Origin of the sequence: Pseudomonas sp. REP124 (assembly GCF_020164475.1) — a bacterium.
Taxonomy (GTDB): domain Bacteria; phylum Pseudomonadota; class Gammaproteobacteria; order Pseudomonadales; family Pseudomonadaceae; genus Aquipseudomonas.
Genome location: NZ_JAIQWX010000014.1, coordinates 48,756 through 69,084, shown reverse-complemented (window position 1 = coordinate 69,084; position 20,329 = coordinate 48,756). Strand labels below are relative to the sequence as shown.

The 20,329-nt window shown below is 61.8% G+C and carries 20 protein-coding genes; 2 read left to right on the top strand and 18 right to left on the bottom strand.

The window, feature by feature from the left end:
* Positions 1-43 precede the first annotated feature (43 nt).
* The 7 genes from K9857_RS05920 to K9857_RS05890 form a co-directional block, all read right to left on the bottom strand.
* Complete coding sequence (locus K9857_RS05920; protein WP_224533918.1) at positions 44-727, bottom strand: sulfite exporter TauE/SafE family protein; 684 nt, start codon at positions 725-727, stop codon at positions 44-46.
* A complete protein-coding gene (gene ccoS / locus K9857_RS05915; protein WP_175377963.1) occupies positions 720-938 on the bottom strand; it encodes a cbb3-type cytochrome oxidase assembly protein CcoS in 219 nt (72 codons plus the stop codon). The genes K9857_RS05920 and ccoS overlap by 8 nt, the downstream gene beginning before the upstream one ends.
* Before the next feature lie 22 nt (positions 939-960).
* Complete coding sequence (locus tag K9857_RS05910) at positions 961-3,411, bottom strand: heavy metal translocating P-type ATPase (RefSeq protein ID WP_224533917.1); 2,451 nt, start codon at positions 3,409-3,411, stop codon at positions 961-963.
* A 126-nt stretch (positions 3,412-3,537) separates the two neighbouring features.
* Positions 3,538-4,077 carry a FixH family protein gene (locus K9857_RS05905; RefSeq protein WP_224533916.1) on the bottom strand — a complete coding sequence of 180 codons (540 nt, stop codon included), beginning with the start codon at positions 4,075-4,077 and terminating at the stop codon, positions 3,538-3,540.
* An 11-nt stretch (positions 4,078-4,088) separates the two neighbouring features.
* Complete coding sequence (gene ccoG / locus K9857_RS05900) at positions 4,089-5,504, bottom strand: cytochrome c oxidase accessory protein CcoG (RefSeq protein ID WP_224533915.1); 1,416 nt, start codon at positions 5,502-5,504, stop codon at positions 4,089-4,091.
* A 206-nt stretch (positions 5,505-5,710) separates the two neighbouring features.
* Positions 5,711-6,121, bottom strand: a complete 411-nt coding sequence (locus K9857_RS05895; protein ID WP_224533914.1) for a type II toxin-antitoxin system VapC family toxin — start codon at positions 6,119-6,121, stop codon at positions 5,711-5,713.
* The gene (locus tag K9857_RS05890; RefSeq protein ID WP_224533920.1) at positions 6,121-6,375 is read right to left on the bottom strand and encodes a type II toxin-antitoxin system Phd/YefM family antitoxin; all 255 of its coding nucleotides are present in this window, start codon (positions 6,373-6,375) and stop codon (positions 6,121-6,123) included. The genes K9857_RS05895 and K9857_RS05890 overlap by 1 nt, the downstream gene beginning before the upstream one ends.
* 171 nt (positions 6,376-6,546) lie before the next feature.
* Here K9857_RS05890 and K9857_RS05885 point away from each other — a divergent pair, with 171 nt between their 5' ends.
* Positions 6,547-6,855 carry a hypothetical protein gene (locus K9857_RS05885; protein ID WP_224533913.1) on the top strand — a complete coding sequence of 103 codons (309 nt, stop codon included), beginning with the start codon at positions 6,547-6,549 and terminating at the stop codon, positions 6,853-6,855.
* Between the two features lie 201 nt (positions 6,856-7,056).
* Here K9857_RS05885 and ccoP (K9857_RS05880) read toward each other — a convergent pair whose 3' ends face one another.
* The 8 genes from ccoP (K9857_RS05880) to ccoN (K9857_RS05845) all read right to left on the bottom strand — a co-directional run bounded on the left by ccoP (K9857_RS05880) (position 7,057) and on the right by ccoN (K9857_RS05845) (position 13,954).
* The gene (ccoP, locus tag K9857_RS05880) at positions 7,057-8,040 is read right to left on the bottom strand and encodes a cytochrome-c oxidase, cbb3-type subunit III (RefSeq protein WP_224533912.1); all 984 of its coding nucleotides are present in this window, start codon (positions 8,038-8,040) and stop codon (positions 7,057-7,059) included.
* Positions 8,037-8,222, bottom strand: coding sequence for a CcoQ/FixQ family Cbb3-type cytochrome c oxidase assembly chaperone (locus K9857_RS05875; protein WP_032831505.1), 186 nt, complete (start codon positions 8,220-8,222; stop codon positions 8,037-8,039). The genes ccoP (K9857_RS05880) and K9857_RS05875 overlap by 4 nt, the downstream gene beginning before the upstream one ends.
* A 5-nt stretch (positions 8,223-8,227) precedes the next feature.
* The gene (ccoO, locus tag K9857_RS05870; protein WP_034147919.1) at positions 8,228-8,836 is read right to left on the bottom strand and encodes a cytochrome-c oxidase, cbb3-type subunit II; all 609 of its coding nucleotides are present in this window, start codon (positions 8,834-8,836) and stop codon (positions 8,228-8,230) included.
* Entirely contained in the window at positions 8,836-10,278 is a 1,443-nt protein-coding gene (gene ccoN, locus K9857_RS05865; RefSeq protein ID WP_110967184.1) for a cytochrome-c oxidase, cbb3-type subunit I, read from the bottom strand. The genes ccoO (K9857_RS05870) and ccoN (K9857_RS05865) overlap by 1 nt, the downstream gene beginning before the upstream one ends.
* Positions 10,279-10,759: 481 nt before the next feature.
* A complete protein-coding gene (ccoP, locus tag K9857_RS05860; RefSeq protein WP_224533911.1) occupies positions 10,760-11,713 on the bottom strand; it encodes a cytochrome-c oxidase, cbb3-type subunit III in 954 nt (317 codons plus the stop codon).
* Positions 11,710-11,907, bottom strand: coding sequence for a cbb3-type cytochrome oxidase subunit 3 (locus tag K9857_RS05855; protein ID WP_224533910.1), 198 nt, complete (start codon positions 11,905-11,907; stop codon positions 11,710-11,712). Before K9857_RS05855 ends, ccoP (K9857_RS05860) begins: the two co-directional genes overlap by 4 nt.
* A 3-nt stretch (positions 11,908-11,910) precedes the next feature.
* Positions 11,911-12,519, bottom strand: a complete 609-nt coding sequence (ccoO, locus tag K9857_RS05850) for a cytochrome-c oxidase, cbb3-type subunit II (RefSeq protein ID WP_224533909.1) — start codon at positions 12,517-12,519, stop codon at positions 11,911-11,913.
* Positions 12,520-12,529: 10 nt separating this feature from the next.
* Positions 12,530-13,954, bottom strand: coding sequence for a cytochrome-c oxidase, cbb3-type subunit I (gene ccoN / locus K9857_RS05845; RefSeq protein WP_224533908.1), 1,425 nt, complete (start codon positions 13,952-13,954; stop codon positions 12,530-12,532).
* An 86-nt stretch (positions 13,955-14,040) separates the two neighbouring features.
* Between ccoN (K9857_RS05845) and K9857_RS05840 the strand changes: the two genes are divergently transcribed.
* Entirely contained in the window at positions 14,041-14,718 is a 678-nt protein-coding gene (locus tag K9857_RS05840; RefSeq protein WP_224533907.1) for an alpha/beta family hydrolase, read from the top strand.
* 188 nt (positions 14,719-14,906) lie between these two features.
* Here the strand turns inward: K9857_RS05840 and K9857_RS05835 are convergent, their stop codons facing one another.
* From K9857_RS05835 to acnA, 3 genes are all read right to left on the bottom strand, one after another.
* A complete protein-coding gene (locus K9857_RS05835) occupies positions 14,907-16,472 on the bottom strand; it encodes a methyl-accepting chemotaxis protein (protein WP_224533906.1) in 1,566 nt (521 codons plus the stop codon).
* Positions 16,473-16,577: 105 nt separating this feature from the next.
* Positions 16,578-17,369 (bottom strand): CPBP family intramembrane glutamic endopeptidase, encoded by a 792-nt coding sequence (locus K9857_RS05830; protein WP_224533905.1) that lies wholly within the window; start codon positions 17,367-17,369, stop codon positions 16,578-16,580.
* Positions 17,370-17,578: 209 nt separating this feature from the next.
* Positions 17,579-20,320, bottom strand: coding sequence for an aconitate hydratase AcnA (gene acnA, locus K9857_RS05825; protein WP_224533904.1), 2,742 nt, complete (start codon positions 20,318-20,320; stop codon positions 17,579-17,581).
* Between the last annotated feature and the right edge of the window lie 9 nt (positions 20,321-20,329).

The window sequence follows — 20,329 nt, the reverse complement described above, 5'->3', positions numbered from 1 at the left end:
ACGGGGGCAAGCCCCCTCGCCACAGGTTAAGCGACGTTCTGCCTCAATGCCCCATCAGCCAATGCTGATGCGGCCCCGGCAAGGTCCAGATGCCGAACAGGATCACCAGCAACCCACCGGCCATGCGCACGCTGCGTTTGCGCAACAACGCCGTCACCCGTTCCGCCGCCAGCCCCGTGGCGAGCAGCACCGGCCAGGTGCCGAGGCCGAACGCCAGCATCAGCAGCGCACTGTCCAGCGCATTGCCCTGGCTGGCCGACCACAGCAGGGTGCTGTAGACCAGACCGCACGGCAGCCAGCCCCAGAGCGCGCCCAGCAGCAGCGCGCGGGGGAAGCTCGACACTGGCAGCAGCTTGTTCGCCACCGGCTGAATATGCCGCCAAAGCCCACGACCGAGGTTTTCGATGCGGGTCAGGCCGCTCCACCAGCCGGCCAGGTACAGACCCATGGCAATCAGTAACAGTCCGGCGAGCACGCGCATGAACATGGCCGCCGGGCTGTTGGCCACCGCCCAGCCGGCCAGGCCGATCAGCAGGCCGGCGAGGGCGTAGCTGAGGATGCGTCCCAGGTTATAGGCCAGCAGCAGGCGAAAGCGGCGGCTGCGTTGCTCCTTGGGAATTGCCAGGGTCAGCGCGCCCATCAAACCACCGCACATGCCCAGGCAATGACCGCCACCAAGCAGACCGAGAATCACCGCAGACACCAGCAAGGGCGCCAGTTCAAGCATGGGGCGGCGCCTTGTCGTCGGGTTTGGCTGGCTGGCCGCTGGCCTCGTCGACGGCCGCGGTGTGGTTCGGGTCCTGATCGTCGAACAGGATGCTGTGGGCCGGGCCGTCGAGGTCGTCGTACTGACCGCTGTCGACCGCCCAGAAGAAAATGTAGATAGCGATGGCCACGATCAGCAGTGCGGCCGGGATCATCACGTAGAGAGCTGGCATCTGGACTCCATGCCCGCGCGGCTCAGGCCGGCAGCGGGCGGGTTTCTGGCGTGGTGGCCTGCGCCTGCGCGCCCGGCAGGCGAGTCAGGCGCAGGGCATTGAGCACCACGGTCAACGAACTGATGGACATGCCGATCGCAGCCCACACTGGCGTGATCCAGCCGAGGGCGGCGAACGGCAACATGAGGCCATTGTACAACCCGGCCCACAGCAGATTCTCGATGATCACCCGACGGGTGCGCCGGGCCAGGCTGAAAGCCTCCACCAGAGCATCGAGGCGATTGGACAACAGCACCGCGTCGGCACTGGTTTTCGCAAGGTCAGTGGCCGAGCCCATGGCCACGCTGATGTCGGCGGCGGCCAATACCGGCACATCGTTGACCCCGTCGCCAAGCATCAGCACCTTGCGGCCTTGTTGATGCAGTTGCTGCAGAACCTGCAACTTGTCATCCGGCCGCAAGCCGCCCCGGGCTTCGTCGATGCCCAGTTCCGCCGCGACATTGGCAACCATCGGCGAACTGTCGCCGGACAGCAACACCGTGCGCCATCCGCGGGCCTTGCAGGCTGCCAGCAGGGCCGGTGCGTCGCTGCGCAAACGGTCGTCGAGGACGAACCAGGCCAGCGGTCCCTGCTGATCGCCGAGCAGCAGCCATTGCCCGGCTTCATCCGGCATAGAAGGTTCAGCGGCGCCGCTGAGTTCGCAGACAAAACCGGGCTGGCCAATCCGCAGACGCTGCTCGCCAACCCGTCCTTCAAGGCCCAGACCGGGGGAGCTGTGCACCTCTTCGGCGGCCAGAGGCGCACGACCGAAGGCCCGGGCGATGGGGTGCTCGGAGCGGTTTTCCAGCGCGGCGGCCAGGCTCAGGCATTGGTCGCTGTCGAGGGCGCCGAGGGGACGGATCGAGCGCAGCGCCAGTCGTCCTTCGGTAAGGGTGCCGGTCTTGTCGAAAATCACCGTATCGATCTGGTTGATGCCTTCCAGCACATGGCCGCGAGTCAGCAACAAGCCGAGTTTATGCAGGGTGCCGGTGGCGGCGGTGAGGGCGGTCGGCGTTGCCAGCGACAGTGCGCAGGGGCAGGTAGCGACCAGCATCGCCAGGACAATCCAGAAAGCTCGCGCCGAATCCAGCTGCCACCACAACAGGCCGATGCAGGCCGAGGCGATCAGAGTCAGCAGCAGGAACCACTGCGAGGCGCGGTCGGCGATTTCCGCCAGTCGTGGTTTTTCGGCCTGGGCGCGATCCAGCAGACGGACGATGGCCGAGAGCCGGGTGTCCTGGCCGAGCGCCTGGACTTGCACGGTCAGCGCGCCTTCGACGTTCAGGGTGCCGGCGGTGACGGCATCGCCCGGGGTGCGAGGTTGTGGCAGGTATTCGCCGGTCAGAAGGGATTCGTCGATGCTCGACTGGCCGTCGATAATCCTGCCGTCAGCCGGAAGCACGGCGCCCGGATGGACGAGCACTTGATCGCCCACTTTAAGTTCGCTCAGCAGAATGCGTTCGCTCTGGCCATCCGGGTTCAGGCGCAGGCAGGAGGCGGGCAGCAAGTTGACCAGCTGCGCGGTGGCGGCGGCGGTGCGCTCCCGGGCGCGACGCTCGAGGTATCGCCCGGCCAGCAGGAACAAAGCAAACATGCCAACCGCGTCGAAATACAGCTCGCCGACGCCAGTGATCGAAGTCCAGATCCCGGCGATGTAGGCGCTGCCAATGGCCAGCGATACCGAAACGTCCATGGTCAGGTGACGGGTGTGCAAATCGCGCATGGCGCCCTTGAAGAACGGCGCGCAGCTGTAGAACACGATCGGCGTGGTGAGGAACAGCGCGACCCAGCGCAGGATCGTGTGCATTTCGGGGCTGAGGTCGATGTTGAATTCCGGCCAGGTGGCCATGGTCGCCATCATTGCCTGGAACCACAGCAGGCCGGCGACCCCGAGCTGACGTAGGGCCAGACGGTTTTCGCTGGCCAGTTGCTCGCTGGCGCGGTCGGCCTGGTAGGGGTGTGCGGCGTAGCCGATGTGGCGCAGCTCGCTGAGGATCTGGCTGAGGGGCAGTTGCGCGTCGGCCCAGCTCACGTGCAGGCGATGGTTCGACAGGTTCAGTCGCGCCTCGGCCACCGCCGGCAGCGCGCGCAGGTGTTTCTCGATCAGCCAGCCACAGGCGGCGCAACTGATGCCTTCCATCAGCAGCGTGGTTTCCGCCAGCTCGCCATCGTGGCGGACAAAGGGTTGCTGCACTTCGGCGCGGTCATACAGCGCCAGCTCGTCGACCAGTTGCACCGGCAGCGCTTCGGGGTTGGCAGAGGCTTCGCTGCGATGCTGGTAATAGCTTTCCAGTCCGCCGGCCACGATCGCTTCGGCCACCGCCTGACAGCCAGGGCAACAGAATTCGCGGGTTTGCCCAAGGACCGCCGCAGTGAAACGGCTGCCGGCGGGGACGGGCAGGGCGCAGTGGTAGCAGGGGAGTGGGGTGGTCATTGGATTTTCATTGATACCGCTGAAACTGTTGCGCCGGATAGGGCCTTATCGCGAGCAGGCTCGCTTCCACAGGAAAATGCGATCCATCGTGGGAGCGAGCCTGCTCGCGATGCGCGAAGCGCGACTTTATTTTTTCAGGTCTTCCGCCCCCTGCAACGGCTCATCACCGAGCAGCAGGTCCTTCTCATGGTCGACCGATTCTTCCTCGAACAGGCGCCAGATATGGTCGTCCTGAGTACCCAGCAATTCGACAAAGCGCCGACCTTCGACCTTGTCGCTCAACTGGCCGAGGTAGCGGCCCTGTTCGGTTTCGCTGCGGGTCAGGATGATCTTGCGGTCCTTCTCCGGCTGGGTCGGGGAGATCAGGTTCAGCTCCAGGGTTTGCGGCTGGCTGTTGCCGCTCAGGCGCAGGTCGACTTCGCCGGTCACGTCATCCAGGCGGACACTGGCGCGCATCAACAGGGTCTGCGCCAGCAGTTCGCGGTCCAGAGAGCGGTTGATGCCTTTGCCGGCCTCGTAGTAGTTGTCGTTGACCAGGTTGTCCGGGTTGTTCACCGCGATGGTCACCATGGACAAGGTCAGGGTCACCGAGCAGGCCAGAATCCCGATGATGATCCATGGCCAAAGGTGCTTGTACCACGGGCTTGCGGCGTTTGCTGCGGGCATGTTCACTTCTCTCAACGATTTTGTGGGCCGATGAATCGGCTCTTGGCTTCAACGTGAATGCTGGCGTCATCGGCGTCCTTGAGGATGAATTTCACCTCGTTGGTGCTCGATGGCAGGTGTTCCGGGGCCACGGACAATTCCGCCGGCTGGCTGACGATATCGCCGGCCGCCACCTTGATCTCGCGTCGACCCTGCAGCTTGAGGTCCGGCAGGCCAGTGGCTTCAAGCAGGTAGGTGTGGTCGCGTTGATCCTTGTTCATGATCTTCAGGCTGTAGACGTTTTCGATCCGGCCTTCGGCATTCTCGCGATACAGCACGCGGTCTTTGCTGACGTCGAAGCCTACCAGCGAACGCATGAAGAATGCGGTCACCAGCAAGCTGATCATCACCAGCAGAACCACCGCATAGCCGATCAGGCGTGGACGCAGTTTATGGGTCTGATGCCCCGACAGGTTGTGCTCGGTGGTGTAGCTGATCAGGCCGCGCGGATATTCCATCTTGTCCATGATCGCGTCGCATGCGTCGATGCAGGCGGCGCAGCCGATGCATTCGATTTGCAGGCCGTCGCGGATGTCGATACCGGTCGGGCAGACCTGGACGCACATGGTGCAGTCGATGCAATCGCCCAAGCCCTGGGCCTTGTAATCGATCCCTTTCTTGCGCGGGCCACGGCCTTCGCCGCGACGCGGGTCGTAGGAAACGATCAGGGTGTCCTTGTCGAACATCACGCTCTGGAAGCGCGCATACGGGCACATGTAGATGCACACTTGTTCGCGCAGCCAGCCGGCGTTGCCGTAGGTGGCGAGGGTGAAGAAACCGACCCAGAAATACGACCAGCCATCGGCCTCGCCGGTGAAGAAATCGATGACCAGTTCACGGATCGGCGAGAAGTAGCCGACGAAGGTCATGCCGGTCACGAAACCGATCAGCAGCCACATTGTGTGCTTGCTGAATTTGCGCAGGAATTTATTGGCGCTCATCGGCGCCTTGTCGAGCTTGATGCGTTGGTTGCGGTCGCCTTCGGTGACCTTTTCGCACCACATGTAGATCCACGTCCAGACGCTTTGCGGGCAGGTGTAACCGCACCAGACCCGGCCGGCGTACACGGTGATGAAGAACAGGCCGAAGGCGGCGATGATCAACATGCCCGAGAGCAGGATGAAATCCTGGGGCCAGAAGGTGGCGCCGAAGATGAAAAACTTACGCTCCGGCAGGTTCCACCAGACGGCCTGGTGTCCGCCCCAGTTCAGCCACACCGTGCCGAAATACAGCAGGAACAACACGGCACCGCCTGCCATCCGCAGGTTGCGGAACAGGCCGGTGAAAGCGCGGGTGTAGATCTTTTCCCGGGAGGCGTAGAGGTCGACGCTGTTATTCGCGTTTTTGGCGGGCGGAGTAACGTCGTGTACCGGAATCTGGTTGCTCATCGGTTGCATCCCACGGCAGTGGAAAAATGCCTCGGTCAGTACGTGCCAACCGCGGTCAAAAAGGGGTGTCGCAGTGGCGCAATGATACGCCTGTCGCTCTGGCTCAAGGGTGCGACCTTTGGTCACGTTGGTGGAAATCAAATGACCGTGTAATGACCTGTATCAATTGACTTGTGAATTATGGCCGGTTTTGCGCGGTGGAGAGGTCAATCGGCCCATGGGTTGATGAGCTGAACACCGCTGGCCTGGAAGTCGCCGATGTTGCGTGTGACCACAGTCAGGCCATGGACCAGCGCCGTCGCGGCAATCAAGGAGTCGGCTTCATTGGCGCGGTCTGGCACATGCAGACTGGCGCAGCGAAGCGCCACGGCAGTATCGACTGGCAGAATCCGGGCATCGAAAGCCGGTAAGACATGGCGCTTGAGCCAGCTGCGCAATACCTTTCCTTGCGCTGGATCACGACGTTCCATGCGCAGAACCCCGGTCTCCAGTTCCTTCACGGTAATGGCCGAAATAAACATGCGTGGTGCGATGATGCTTTTGGCCCAGGCGACGACGTTAGCGTCTGCCTGGGGTTTGCGCAGTTCCGAAATGACATTGGTATCGAGTAGGTACATCAGGACAGATCCACAGGGCGATGATTGATCACGGCACGCTCGGTTTCGAACTCGATATCTGCCGCTTCCGGCATGACGAGCAGGTCAACGATGTCGGCGTTCATGCCGGTCAGTTTTTGGTACTCCTCAATACTTAGCAGCACGTGGGCTGGTTTGCCTCGATCAGTGATGAAAACCGGTCCCTGGCGCGTGGCTTTTTTGGCACCACTTGTGTCCTGGTTGAATTCGCGGCTGGAAATGGTGGTGATGGCCATCATGTCTGACCCTCCTGAATGGCTAATGTAGAAACGTTACTACTAGTTCGCACTGCCCGCAACTTCAATGCGGTTGTCGCTCACCATTCGTCCAATGCAAGGCACTCAAGCCGCTGCATTGTTTCTCACGTTTAAGAGCGGATATCCCGCGCATGCGAACGGAGAAGCAGCATGGACATTGACGAGAATGCACCTGGAAACATGTCGCAGCAGGAAGTCACGCGCACGACCGACAACGAAACCGGGCATGACCCGAGGCAAAGCGGGTCCGAGGTTCCGCTGGCGCCGGATGATGAGTCGCCGGTCGATGAAGATATGACGGATGTTGATGTCACCAACAGGGTGTCGAGCGAGCATCCGCAGGCCGGAACTCACAGTGGTGTCGGTGAGGCGCAGGATGATCCGCAGGCGATCGAGCGGGAAGAAACCGGGCAGACTTCCCCAGACTTGCCCGCAAGCGATCCTGAATCCGGAGCGTAACCCCTGTAGGAGCGAGCACGCTCGCGATGGTCGTCAACGATAACGCTGGCTGTCTGACACCCCGCGGTGGCTGAGACTCCATCGCGAGCGTGCTCGCTCCTACAGGAGGAGTGCGTCGGGCATAAAAAATCCGATGCCAGGAGACTGGCATCGGATTTTTTGTGAAGCGCTGCTTGGGTTCAATCGCCCGAGGCGTTTGCCTTACTGAGCATCTTCCACCGGAGCCTTCTCACCATGAGACAGGCTGTAGACGTAAGCGGCCAGCAGGTGAACCTTGTCGTTGCCTTGCATCTGCTCTTGCGCAGGCATCTGGCCCTGACGGCCGTAACGGATGGTCTGCTGCAGTTGAGCGAAGCTCGAACCGTAAATGAACGCCGCCGGGTGAGTCAGGTTTGGCGCGCCCATGGCCGGGGTGCCTTTGCCTTCCGGACCGTGGCAGGCCACGCAGTTGGCAGCGAACAGCTTCTGGCCGTTGGCCGCATCGGCCTTGGTGCCTTCCGGCAGTTTGCGGCCGTCGAGGTTGGTCACGATGAACGCGGCAACGTCCGCTACACCTTGCTCGCCGATCACGTCAGCCCACGCCGGCATGACCGCGTGGCGACCGCCCATGATGGTGGTCTTGATGGCTTCCGGCTCGCCGCCCCAGCGCCAATCGTTGTCGGTCAGGTTAGGGAAGCCGTAGGCGCCCTTGGCGTCGGAACCGTGGCAGACCGAACAGTTGGAGGCGAACAGGCGGCCACCCATCTTCAGGGCTTGCGGGTCCTTGGCCACTTCTTCAATCGGCATGGCGGCGAACTTGGCGAAGATCGGACCGAACTTGGCGTCCGAACGAGCCATTTCCTTTTCCCACTCGTGAACGCCGGTCCAGCCGGTCTGGCCGTTGGCGAACGCGGTCTGCTTCTCGTTATCCAGGTAGTTGTAACCTGGCAGCAGGCCTTTCCAGTTGCCCAGGCCCGGGTACAGCACCAGGTAGCCCAGGGCGAAAACGATGGTGCCCACGAACAGCATGAACCACCATTTCGGCAGCGGGTTGTCGTACTCCTCGATCCCGTCGAAAGAGTGCCCAACCGTCTCTTCGGTGGCCTCGCTGCGCTGGCCCTTGCGGGTCGACAACAGCAGCCAGGTCAGGCAAAAGATCGTACCGAGACTGAGGACTGTGACGTACAGACTCCAGAATGTAGTCATTCTTTGTTACTCCTAGAAGCTTGCTCGACGTGCTTGATGGCTTCGGGATCATCCGCGAAAGGCAGCAAGGTCGCGTCTTCAAACTCCGACTTGCGCTTGGGGCTGAACACCCACAAGGCTAGACCCACGAAGGCCACCATCACCACGACGGTGCCCAGGCCACGAATCATCCCGATATCCATTTAGATCACCGTTTGCTTTTGATGATGGTGCCCAGGCCTTGCAGATAGGCCACCAGCGCGTCCATTTCGGTTTTGCCCTTCACGGCATCCTTGGCACCGGCGATGTCTTCGTCGGTGTAAGGGACGCCGAGCGTGCGCAAGACTTCCATTTTCTTGGCGGTGTCTTTGCCGTCGAGCTTGTTTTCCACGAGGAACGGGTAGGCCGGCATCTTCGACTCCGGCACCACGTTGCGCGGGTTGTACAGGTGCGCACGCTGCCAGTCATCGGAGTAACGACCGCCGACACGGGCCAGGTCCGGACCGGTACGCTTGGAACCCCACAGGAACGGGTGATCCCAGACGCTTTCACCGGCGACCGAGTAGTGCCCGTAACGTTCGGTTTCGGCACGGAACGGACGGATCATCTGCGAGTGGCAGCTGACACAGCCGTTGGCGATGTAGATGTCGCGGCCTTCCAGTTCAAGGGCGGAGCGAGGCTTCATGCCCTCGACCGGCTTGTTGGTCACGTCCTGGAAAAACAGCGGAACGATCTGGGTCAGGCCGCCGACGCTGACGGCGATGACCATGAAGAAGGCCAGCAGGCCAATGTTCTTCTCGACTGCTTCATGCTTCATCAGTGAGCTCCAACTACAGCGATCTGTTCGGCGGCTTCAGCTTCTGCCGGGTTCGAGGCACGGACGGTGCGCCATACGTTGTAGGCCATGAGCAGCATGCCGGTGGCGAAGAATGCGCCGCCCAGTGCGCGGACGATGAAGCCCGGGTGGCTGGCTTGCAGTGCTTCGACGAACGAGTAGGTGAGGGTGCCGTCATCGTTGATCGCACGCCACATCAGGCCCTGGGTGATGCCGTTTACCCACATCGAGGCGATGTACAGAACGGTACCGATGGTCGCGAGCCAGAAGTGCGCGTTGATCAGGCCGACGCTGTGCATCTGCGCACGACCGAACAGTTTTGGAATCATGTGGTAGACCGCACCGATCGAAATCATCGCAACCCAGCCCAAGGCACCGGCGTGTACGTGGCCGATGGTCCAGTCGGTGTAGTGCGACAGCGAGTTCACGGTCTTGATCGCCATCATCGGACCTTCGAAGGTCGACATGCCGTAGAAGGCCAGGGAAACCACCAGGAAGCGCAGGATCGGGTCGGTGCGCAGCTTATGCCAGGCGCCCGACAGGGTCATCATGCCGTTGATCATGCCGCCCCAGCTCGGAGCCAGCAGGATGATCGACATCGCCATGCCCAGCGATTGTGCCCAATCCGGCAGAGCGGTGTAGTGCAGGTGGTGAGGACCGGCCCAGATGTAGAGAGTGATCAGTGCCCAGAAGTGCACGATCGACAGGCGATAGGAGTAGATCGGACGCTCGGCCTGTTTCGGCACGAAGTAGTACATCATCCCCAGGAAGCCGGTGGTCAGGAAGAAGCCCACGGCGTTGTGGCCGTACCACCACTGGATCATCGCATCCGTCGCACCCGAGTAGGCGGAGTAGGACTTGAACAGGCTGACCGGCAGCGACATGTGGTTGACGATGTGCAGCATCGCGGTCACGACGATGAATGCGCCGTAGAACCAGTTGCCGACATAGATGTGCTTGGTCTTGCGCTTGGTGATGGTGCCGAAGAACACCAGACCGTAGGTGACCCAGACGATGGCCAGCAGAATAGCCAGAGGCCATTCCAGCTCAGCGTATTCCTTGGTGGTGGTGTAACCCAGCGGCAAGGTAACGATGGCGCCGACGATCACCGCTTGCCAACCCCAGAAGGTGAAGGCCGCGAGGCTGTCGGAAATCAGTCGCGTTTGGCAGGTTCGCTGCACGACGTAATAGGAAGTGGCAAACAGTGCACAACCACCGAAGGCGAAAATCACCAGGTTTGTGTGCAACGGGCGCAGGCGTCCAAAGCTCGTCCAGGGCAGACCGAAGTTCAATTCCGGCCAGACCAGTTGAGAGGCGATGAAGACACCGAGCCCCATGCCAAGGATCCCCCAGACCACCGTCATGATGGCGAACTGGCGGACTACCTTATAGTTATAAGCAGTCGGACTGATTGCTGTGCTCATTCTAAGGTTCCACGGTTTGGGTGTTTTATTAGGATTAAAAATCGGCGCAAGTATGTAGAAAGCAGGGGGTCATTGCAACGCGCCATGACTTGGGTCAATGCTTTCAAAAGCTGATTCTGCGGCCTTTCCATGCGCCGCGTAAGGGCAAATTTGCCCACAGGCAAATGGCCACTCAAGACTGGATGGGCGAGGGGGTCAGGTCGGATGTTACGAGGTGTGTTCGAATGCAACCTTCCTGTGACCGAAGGCAATTGACGCGACAGCCGGTATCTACCAGCCTTTGCGGCCTGTCATCGGGCAGATTCGTCGAACACATCGTTCAGGGTCGACCTGGAACCGGCATCGGCCAGTCCGCTTCGGGGAAAGCGTAGACCCGAATCCGGGGAACCGAAAGGCGGTCTATTGGAGGGTGCGACAATGAGTCGCAAAGAAGGAGGGAACTGCCGCATTCGGGAGAATGCGGCAGTAGAGCGTTCAGCGATTACTGCTTTTTGCCTTCGGCCTGCAGGCGATCGGTATTCAATCCGTGGGACAGGCTGTACACATACGCGGCCAGCAATTGCACTTTGTCGTTGCCGAGCAGTTCGCTCTGGGCCGGCATGTGGCCCTGGCGACCATGGCGGATGGTCTGTTGAAGCTGCGCCAGGCTCGAGCCGTAGATGAAGCCGGCCGGGTGCGTCAGGTTCGGCGCGCCCATGGCTTCGGTGCCCTGGCCGGTGGCGCCGTGGCAGGCAGTACAGGTGGTGCTGAACATCTGCTGGCCGGCTTGCAGGTCGGCGGTGTCGTCAGCCGGCAGCGGCAGGCCCGCCAGTTCGTGGCGCACGTAAGCGGCGACGTTTTTCACACCGGCTTCGCCGAGGATTTCACCCCAGGCCGGCATCGCCGCCATGCGACCGCCCATGATGGTGGTCTTGATGGTCTGCGCATCGCCGCCCCAGCGCCAGTCGTTGTCGGTCAGGTTGGGGAAACCGAAAGCACCCTTGGCGTCCGAGCCATGGCACACCGAGCAGTTGGAGGCGAACAGGCGTCCGCCCATCTTCAGCGCCTGCGGATCCTGCGCCACATCTTCCAATGGCATCGCGGCGAATTTGGCGAAGATCGGCCCGAATTTGGCGTCGGCCTTGTCCATCTCCTTTTCCCACTCGTGCGCGCCGGTCCAGCCGTTCTCGTAGCCGGGCAGGATGCCTTTCCAGTTGCCCAGGCCCGGATAGAGGATCAGGTAGCCGACGGCAAACACCAGAGTGCCGGCGAACAGCATGAACCACCATTGCGGCAGCGGGTTGTCGTACTCCTCGATGCCGTCGAAGCTGTGGCCCATGGTCTGGTCGACGCTGCCCTTGGTCTCGCCCCGGCGGGTGCCGATCAGCAGCCAGGTCAGGCCGATCAGGCTGCCGATGGTCAGTACGCAGATCCACGTACTCCAGAAGGTGGTCATGGCCGGGTACTCCTTGTTGCTGATTCTTGGGTCGTGTCGGGTTGTGGTTCGTCGGCGAACGGCAGCAGACGCGCTTCGGCGAACTCCGGGCTGCGCTTGGCGTTGAACACCCACAGGGTCAGGCCGACGAAGGCCACGAACACCACCACGGTGCCCAGGTCACGGATCATTCCAGTGCTCATTTCAAAGACCATTGTTCACCTCTTGCTCTTGATGGCAGTGCCGAGCACTTGCAGGTAGGCGACCAGTGCGTCCATTTCGGTCTTGCCCTTGAGCGACTCGGTCGCGCCCGCAATGTCCTCGTCGGTGTAAGGCACGCCCAGGGTGCGCATGGCGCGCAGCTTGGTTTCGGTGTGACTGCTGTCCAGCGCGTTGGCTACCAGCCATGGGTAGGCAGGCATCTTCGATTCCGGCACCACGTTGCGCGGGTTGTACAAATGCGCGCGGTGCCAGTCATCCGAGTAGCGCGCGCCGACCCGGGCCAGATCGGGACCGGTACGTTTCGAGCCCCACAGGAACGGGTGATCCCAGACGCTCTCGCCGGCAACCGAGTAGTGGCCGTAGCGTTCGGTCTCGGCGCGGAACGGGCGGATCATCTGCGAGTGACAGCCCACGCAACCTTCGCGGATGTAGATGTCGCGGCCTTCGAGTTGCAGCGCGGTGTAGGGCTTCATGCCGTCCACCGGCTTGTTGGTCACGTCCTGGAAGAACAGCGGGACGATCTGGGTCAGGCCGCCGATGCTCACGGCGAGTACCATCAGCAGCATCAGCAGGCCGACGTTTTTTTCAATCGTTTCGTGTTTCATCGCGAGCTCCTCAAGCCATCTGCGCGGCAGCGGCGACGTCGGCAGGCTGCGAGGCCCGCACGGTGCGCCAGGTGTTGTAAGCCATCAGCAACATGCCGCTGAGGAACACCGCCCCGCCGATCAGTCGCACGATGAAGCCCGGGTGGCTGGCCACCAGGGTTTCGACGAAGGAGTAGGTCAGCGTGCCGTCCTCGTTCACCGCGCGCCACATCAGGCCCTGGGCGATGCCGTTGACCCACATCGACGCGATGTACAGAACGGTGCCGATGGTGGCGAGCCAGAAGTGCGCGTTGATCAGGCCGATGCTGTGCATCTGTGGGCGACCGAAGACTTTCGGGATCATGTGGTACAGCGCGCCGATGGAAATCATCGCGACCCAACCGAGCGCGCCGGCGTGTACGTGGCCGATAGTCCAGTCGGTGTAGTGGGAGAGGGCGTTCACGGTTTTGATCGCCATCATCGGACCTTCGAAGGTCGACATGCCGTAGAACGCCAGCGACACCACGAGGAAGCGCAGGATCGGGTCGCTGCGCAACTTATGCCAGGCGCCCGAGAGGGTCATCATGCCGTTGATCATGCCGCCCCAGCTTGGCGCCAGCAGGATCAGCGACATCACCATGCCCAGCGACTGCGCCCAGTCCGGCAGCGCGGTGTAGTGCAGGTGGTGAGGGCCGGCCCAGATGTACAGGGTGATCAGCGCCCAGAAATGCACGATCGACAGGCGATACGAATACACCGGGCGCTCGGCCTGCTTGGGCACGAAGTAATACATCATCCCCAAAAAGCCCGCGGTGAGGAAAAAGCCCACGGCGTTGTGGCCGTACCACCACTGCACCATGGCATCGGTGGCACCGGCGTAGATCGAGTAGGACTTGGTGAAGCTCACCGGCAACTCAAGGTTGTTGACGATGTGCAGGATGGCGACGGTGATGATGAACCCGCCGAAGAACCAGTTGCCGACGTAGATGTGTTTGGTCTTGCGCTGCATCACCGTGCCGAAGAACACGATCGCGTAGGCGACCCAGACGATGGTGATCAGGATGTCGATCGGCCATTCCAGCTCGGCGTATTCCTTGGAGCTGGTGTAGCCCAGTGGCAGGCTGATGGCCGCCAGCAGGATCACCAGTTGCCAGCCCCAGAAGCAGAACGCGGCGATTTTCGGCGCGAACAATTGAGTCTGGCAGGTGCGCTGCACTGAGTAGAACGAGCTGGCAAACAGCGCGCAGCCACCAAAGGCGAAGATCACCGCATTGGTGTGCAGCGGGCGCAAGCGACCGAAACTGGTCCACGGCAAGTTGAAGTTGAGTTCGGGCCAGACCAACTGGGCAGCGAGAAAAACCCCGAGCCCCATGCCGACGATGCCCCACACCACCGTCATAATGGCGAATTGGCGGACCACCTTATAGTTGTAGGCGGTACTGATAGAAGTGTTCATGGTTCCCCATCCACGGTTCAGTCCAGGCGTGCGCCAGCGGCGCATCCCTGGACCGGAGTTATAGGCAGACTAAATGCGAGGCAAGCATGGACAAACGGCACAAGGCCGGTATTGACGGGGATCAATGGGCGCAGTGCGTGCGCGATCACGGATGGTTGTGGAATGCCGCCGTGGCACCGGATTCGGCGACATTGATCCTCGCCCATGGTGCCGGCGCGCCCATGGACAGCGACTGGATGAATGACATGGCCACACGCCTCGCGGCGCTTGGGGTCAACGTGCTGCGCTTCGAGTTTCCCTATATGGCACAGCGGCGTGTCGATGGCGGCAAACGTCCGCCGAACCCGGCGCCGAAATTGCTTGAATGCTGGCGCGAGGTGTATGCCCAGGTGCGGCGCCATGTCACCGGGCCGCTGGCGATCGGCGGCAAATCCATGGGCGGGCGGATGGCCAGCCTGCTCGCCGATGAACTCGGCGCGGATGCGCTGGTGTGCCTGGGGTATCCGTTCTATGCGGTGGGCAAGCCGGAGAAGCCACGGGTCGAGCATCTGGCCGGGTTGAAGACGCGGACGTTGATCGTGCAGGGTGAGCGCGATGCTTTGGGTAATCGCGAGGCGGTGGCGGGGTATGAACTGTCACCCGCGATCGAGGTGTGCTGGCTGGTGGCGGCGGATCATGATTTGAAGCCGCTGAAGGCTTCGGGGTTCAGTCATGAGCAACATTTGGCTTCGGCGGCGGAGCGGGTGGCTGCGTTTCTGCAGTGAGGTTTGTGTTGTCCTGGCGGGCCTCTTCGCGGGCAAGCCTCGCTCCTACAAGGTTCTGTGTCGATCACAAACCCTTGTAGGAGCGAGGCTTGCCCGCGAAGAGGCCAGTAAGAGCAACACACCTTTAAGCCCAATAATAAAAAACCCGGAAGCTTTCGCTGTCCGGGTTTTGTTCGAGCCACCAACAATCAGCGGTTAAACCGCTCCACCAACGAATACTGGGTATTCGCCGTCTTGGTCAGTTCTTCGCTCAGCAGCGCCGAGTTCTGCGCCTGTTCCGAAGTCTGATCGGCCAGTTCGGAAATGTTGCTGATGTTGCGGCTGATTTCCTCGGCCACCGCGCTTTGCTCTTCGGTCGCCGCAGCGATCTGGGTGGTCATGTCGGTGATGTTGGCCACCGCTTCGCTGATCCCCACCAGCGCCTGGTCCGCTTCCAGTACCCGCGCCACGCCTTCCTCGGCCTGACGATGCCCGGCTTCCATGGTTTGCACCGCGGTCCCGGCGGTCTGTTGCAGCTTGGCGATCAAGGCATGGATCTGCCCCGTGGATTCGCTGGTGCGCTGCGCCAGCTGGCGCACCTCATCGGCGACCACCGCAAAACCACGACCCATCTCACCGGCACGGGCCGCCTCGATGGCCGCGTTCAGCGCCAGCAGGTTGGTCTGGTCGGCAATGCCCTTGATCACATCGACCACACCGCCGATCTCATCGCTGTCCCGAGCCAGCTGGGTCACGGTCTGGCCGGTTTCGCCAACCACGACAGACAAGCGCTGAATGGCTTCGCGGGTTTCCCCGGCGATATCGCGGCCACGTCCGGTCAGGCGATTGGCTTCCTGAGTCGCATCGGCGGTGCGCTGCACATGGCTGGCGACTTCCTGAGTGGTGGCGGCCATCTGGTTCACGGCAGTGGCCACCTGCTCGGTTTCCACGCGCTGGCGTTCCAGCCCCGAAGAGCTGTTGTGCGCCAGGGCATCGGACTGTTTCGCTTGCTCGGTCAAATGCTCGGCTGTGTCCTGCAGGCGGGTCAGGCAGGTTTTCAGACGGGCTTCCTGACTGAGGATCGACATCTCCAGACGCGCCTGGGCGCCACGACTGTCGGTGTACATCTGCGCGATCAGCGGATCGGAAGTGGTCTGTTCGGCCAGGCGCAACAGACGCTTGATGCCGCGCTGCTGCCAACTCAGGCCCATCAGGCCCAGCGGCACCGAAAGACCGGCGGCCAGGGCAAAACCCCATTGGGAGTTGAGCGAGGCGCCGATCATGAAGCTCAGCTGGCTGACCAGAATGAACGGCAGCCAGTCCTGCAGGATCGGCAACCATTTATCGGTCGAGGGAACGGCCGGCTTGCCCTGGTTGATGCGTTGGTAAAGCGCTTCGGCACGGCTGATCTGTTCGGCGGTGGGCTTGACCCGCACCGACTCGTAACCGACCACCTGATTGCCTTCGAAGACCGGCGTCACATAGGCGTTGACCCAGTAGTGATCCCCGTTCTTGCAGCGATTCTTGACAATGCCCATCCATGGCAAGCCTTGCTTGAGTGTCGCCCACATGTGCGCGAACACCGCGGTCGGAACGTCAGGGTGACGCACCAGGTTGTGCGGCGCGCGGATCAGTTCCTCACGAGTGAAGCCGCTGATCTCGACGAAGGCGTCGTTGCAGTAGCTGATCACACCCTTGGCATCGGTGGTGGAAATCAACCGTTGCTGAGCCGGGAAGGTCCGTTCGCGCTGTGTAATTGGCTGGTTGTTACGCATGGCTTTTTTAGTCCGCAAGGCTTTCAAGTGCTGTATCGGCCACGGTCAGGATTTGTTGAGAATATTTTTCGATAATCACTAGCGCATCGCAAAATGCCCCTTGCGTCAGCCGGCGAGCATCGGATAGGTGAACAGGCCGAAATGCAGCAGGTTCAAGCCGAAGTGGGTAGCAATCGCCGCCGCCAGCCCGCCGAAACGGTAGGCCAGGCCGTAGCCGATACCGGCCAGAGTTGCCAGCAATACCCATTGCCAGCCGGCGCCCATGTGAACCAGGCCGAACAGTAATGACGCCAGTAGCAGGGCGAGATTCTCGCCATGGGGCAGGCGTTCGAAGCATCGAGTCAGGCCGCCCTGGATGTAGCCGCGAAAAAGGGCTTCCTCGACCAGGGTCACCAGCAGCAGGTTGTTGAGCAGCCACAGCCAGGCATGTTCCGGCCATTTCGGCGCCCAGTCGATGACACCCAGCAACAGCGCGCCGCCCAGGGCCAGTACGGCACTGAGCAGCAACGATAGAGCCGTTGCATACCCGGTCAATCGCAGTGAGCGCCGGCCGACAATCCACGGGCAGACCAGCAACAGCCAGAAGCCGATCAGGGGTTTGTCCAGATTCAGATACATGGAAAACGGCACGGCATCATCGGTGAAGCGTTGCGGGTCGATGACCCGGCCGTTGTAGAAACCGGGCAGCCAGTGGGTCGCCAGGGCCAGTGCGAGGATGATGAGCAGGCCGTGGCCGAGGTAGCGACCCAGGGCGAGTTTCTGTTGGCGGACGGCAAAGCCGGCGACCAGCAGCAACACGACGGAGATGGCGGCGAATCCGCCGAGATGGCCGTAGGTGAGGGCCATGCCGTAACCTAGGGAGAGAAGGGCGAGGCAGGTCCATGGCAGAGCGAGCATGTGAAATCCTTGAATGGTGTGAACTCTACAGCGTGCCGCAGTCCATTGTGGGAGCGGGCTTGCTCGCGAATGCGGTGGGTCAGCCACATCTTTGTCGACTGATAGACCGCATTCGCGAGCAAGCCCGCTCCCACATTAGCTCTGTGTCAGTGATGAAATTGCGTCCAGAAAAACACCGCCCGAAGGCGGTGTTTTTGTCAGCGGCAACGCTACGAAGCGATCAGCTGTCGCAACACATAATGCAGGATCCCACCCGACTTGAAGTACTCCACTTCATTGAGCGTATCGATCCGGCACAGTACATCGACCTTTTCCTGAATGCCGTTTTCACGGGTGATGACCAGGGTCAGGTTCATCCGCGGCGTCAGCTCCACGCCTGTCAGGCCGAGGATATCCACCGTCTCGGTGCCGCGAAGGTTCAGGGTCTTGCGATTCTGATCCAGCTTGAACTGCAACGGCAGCACGCCCATGCCCACCAGGTTGGAGCGGTGAATCCGCTCGAAGCTTTCGGCGATGACCGCCTTGACCCCCAGCAGATTGGTGCCCTTGGCCGCCCAGTCGCGGCTCGATCCGGTTCCGTATTCCTGGCCGGCGATCACCACCAGCGGAGTACCTGCCGCCTGATAGCGCATGGCTGCGTCGTAGATCGCCAGTTTCTCCCCGGTCGGGATGTACAGGGTGTTGCCGCCTTCTTCGCCACCGAGCATTTCATTGCGAATGCGGATGTTGGCGAAGGTGCCGCGCATCATCACTTCATGATTGCCGCGTCGCGAACCGTAGGAGTTGAAATCCCGCGGTTCCACGCCTTTCTCCCGCAGATAGCGTCCCGCCGGGCTGTCGGCCTTGATGTTGCCGGCCGGCGAGATGTGGTCGGTGGTCACCGAGTCGCCCAGCAACGCCAGCACCCGCGCTGCCTTTACATCCTTGACCACCGGTGGCGGGCCGCCGATGCCGTCGAAAAACGGCGGATGCTGGATGTAGGTGGAATCGTCCTGCCAGACGTAGGTGGCCGCTTGCGGCACTTCGATCGCCTGCCACTGGGCGTCACCGGCGAACACCTCGGCGTACTCCTTGTGGAACATCGAAGTGTTGACCCGCTCTACGGCATCGGCGATTTCCTGGCTGCTCGGCCAGATATCGCGCAGGTAAACCAGTTGGCCGTTTTTGTCCTCGCCCAAGGGCTCGCGACTGAGGTCGATGCGCACGGTGCCGGCCAGGGCATAGGCGACCACCAGCGGCGGCGAGGCTAGCCAGTTGGTTTTCACCAGCGGGTGGACTCGGCCTTCGAAGTTGCGGTTGCCCGACAGAACCGAGGCCACGGTCAGGTCGGCTTGCTGGATGGCTTTCTCGATCGGTTCCGGCAAGGGTCCGGAGTTGCCGATGCAGGTGGTGCAACCATAACCGACCAGGTCGAAGCCCAGTTCATCGAGGTATTGCGTCAGGCCGGCCGCCTTATAGTAGTCGGTGACCACTTTCGAACCGGGCGCCAGCGAGCTTTTCACCCAAGGTTTGCGCCGCAGGCCTTTTTCCACAGCCTTTTTCGCCACCAGACCGGCGGCCATCATCACGCTTGGGTTTGAGGTGTTGGTGCAAGAAGTGATCGCGGCGATCACCACCGCGCCGTTTTTCAGCCGGTGGGTCTGGCCTTCGAATTCATAGTCTGCTTCCCCGGCCATGTCCGCGTTGCCCACCGCCACGCCGCCACCGCCTTCGCTTTCCAGGCGGCCTTCCTCTTTACTGGTGGGTTTGAGCGCGATACCGAGGAAATCGCTGAAGGCTTGCGCAACATTAGGCAGCGACACGCGGTCCTGAGGACGCTTGGGACCGGCGAGGCTGGCTTCGACGCTGGCCATGTCCAGCGCCAGGCTGTCAGTGAACACCGGCTCCTTGCCCGGCAGGCGCCACAGGCCCTGAGCCTTGCTGTAGGCCTCGACCAGTTTCACGGTTTCCAGCGGGCGACCCGACAGGCGCAGGTACCCCAGAGTGACGTCATCCACCGGGAAGAAACCGCAGGTGGCACCGTATTCCGGGGCCATGTTGGCGATAGTCGCGCGGTCCGCCAGCGGCAGATCGGCCAGACCATCGCCATAGAACTCGACGAATTTGCCGACCACGCCTTTCTTGCGCAGCATCTGCGTGACGGTCAGCACCAGGTCGGTGGCGGTGATGCCTTCCTTGAGCTTGCCGGTGAGTTTGAAGCCGATCACTTCCGGAATCAGCATCGACACCGGCTGGCCCAGCATCGCCGCTTCCGCCTCGATACCGCCGACGCCCCAGCCGAGAACGCCGAGGCCATTGATCATGGTGGTGTGCGAGTCGGTGCCGACCAGGGTGTCCGGGAAGGCGTAGGTGCGGCCGTCCTCGTCTTTGGTCCAGACGGTTTTGCCCAGGTATTCAAGATTCACCTGATGGCAGATCCCGGTGCCCGGTGGCACCACGCTGAAATTGTCGAAGGCGCTCTGGCCCCAGCGCAGGAACGCGTAACGCTCGCCATTGCGCTGCATTTCGATGTCGACGTTCTGTTCGAAGGCGCTGCTGCTGGCGAACTTGTCGACCATGACCGAGTGGTCGATCACCAGATCCACCGGCGACAGCGGGTTGATTCGCTGCGGGTCGCCACCGGCCTGGGCCATCGCGGCGCGCATGGCGGCAAGGTCGACCACGGCGGGCACGCCGGTGAAGTCCTGCATCAGGACCCGCGCCGGACGGTACTGGATCTCGCGGTCGGAGCGGCGCTCCTTGAGCCAGGCGGCAATCGCCTTGAGGTCGGCGCCGGTGACGGTTTTTGCGTCTTCCCAGCGCAGCAGGTTTTCCAGTAGCACTTTCAACGACATCGGCAGCTGGTCCAGATCGCCCAGGCTTTTGGCGGCATCCGGCAGGCTGAAATAATGGTAGGTCTTGTCGTCGACTTGCAGGGTCTTGAGGGTTTTCAGGCTATCGAGGGACGGCATTGCGATCAC

Excerpts from the sequence above, each read along its gene's own strand:
- K9857_RS05890 (WP_224533920.1), bottom strand. The coding sequence starts at position 6,375 with ATGGCCATCACCACCATTTCCAGCCGCGAATTCAACCAGGACACAAGT.
- K9857_RS05875 (WP_032831505.1), bottom strand. The coding sequence starts at position 8,222 with ATGGATATCGGGATGATTCGTGGCCTGGGCACCGTCGTGGTGATGGTG.
- ccoG (WP_224533915.1), bottom strand. The coding sequence starts at position 5,504 with ATGAGCAACCAGATTCCGGTACACGACGTTACTCCGCCCGCCAAAAAC.
- acnA (WP_224533904.1), bottom strand. The coding sequence starts at position 20,320 with ATGCCGTCCCTCGATAGCCTGAAAACCCTCAAGACCCTGCAAGTCGAC.
- K9857_RS05895 (WP_224533914.1), bottom strand. The coding sequence starts at position 6,121 with ATGTACCTACTCGATACCAATGTCATTTCGGAACTGCGCAAACCCCAG.
- K9857_RS05905 (WP_224533916.1), bottom strand. The coding sequence starts at position 4,077 with ATGCCCGCAGCAAACGCCGCAAGCCCGTGGTACAAGCACCTTTGGCCA.
- K9857_RS05830 (WP_224533905.1), bottom strand. The coding sequence starts at position 17,369 with ATGCTCGCTCTGCCATGGACCTGCCTCGCCCTTCTCTCCCTAGGTTAC.
- ccoO (WP_224533909.1), bottom strand. The coding sequence starts at position 12,519 with ATGAAACACGAAACGATTGAAAAAAACGTCGGCCTGCTGATGCTGCTG.
- ccoS (WP_175377963.1), bottom strand. The coding sequence starts at position 938 with ATGCCAGCTCTCTACGTGATGATCCCGGCCGCACTGCTGATCGTGGCC.
- K9857_RS05910 (WP_224533917.1), bottom strand. The coding sequence starts at position 3,411 with ATGACCACCCCACTCCCCTGCTACCACTGCGCCCTGCCCGTCCCCGCC.
- ccoP (WP_224533912.1), bottom strand. The coding sequence starts at position 8,040 with ATGACTACATTCTGGAGTCTGTACGTCACAGTCCTCAGTCTCGGTACG.
- ccoN (WP_110967184.1), bottom strand. The coding sequence starts at position 10,278 with ATGAGCACAGCAATCAGTCCGACTGCTTATAACTATAAGGTAGTCCGC.
- ccoN (WP_224533908.1), bottom strand. The coding sequence starts at position 13,954 with ATGAACACTTCTATCAGTACCGCCTACAACTATAAGGTGGTCCGCCAA.
- K9857_RS05835 (WP_224533906.1), bottom strand. The coding sequence starts at position 16,472 with ATGCGTAACAACCAGCCAATTACACAGCGCGAACGGACCTTCCCGGCT.
- ccoO (WP_034147919.1), bottom strand. The coding sequence starts at position 8,836 with ATGAAGCATGAAGCAGTCGAGAAGAACATTGGCCTGCTGGCCTTCTTC.
- K9857_RS05885 (WP_224533913.1), top strand. The coding sequence starts at position 6,547 with ATGGACATTGACGAGAATGCACCTGGAAACATGTCGCAGCAGGAAGTC.
- ccoP (WP_224533911.1), bottom strand. The coding sequence starts at position 11,713 with ATGACCACCTTCTGGAGTACGTGGATCTGCGTACTGACCATCGGCAGC.
- K9857_RS05840 (WP_224533907.1), top strand. The coding sequence starts at position 14,041 with ATGGACAAACGGCACAAGGCCGGTATTGACGGGGATCAATGGGCGCAG.
- K9857_RS05920 (WP_224533918.1), bottom strand. The coding sequence starts at position 727 with ATGCTTGAACTGGCGCCCTTGCTGGTGTCTGCGGTGATTCTCGGTCTG.
- K9857_RS05855 (WP_224533910.1), bottom strand. The coding sequence starts at position 11,907 with ATGGTCTTTGAAATGAGCACTGGAATGATCCGTGACCTGGGCACCGTG.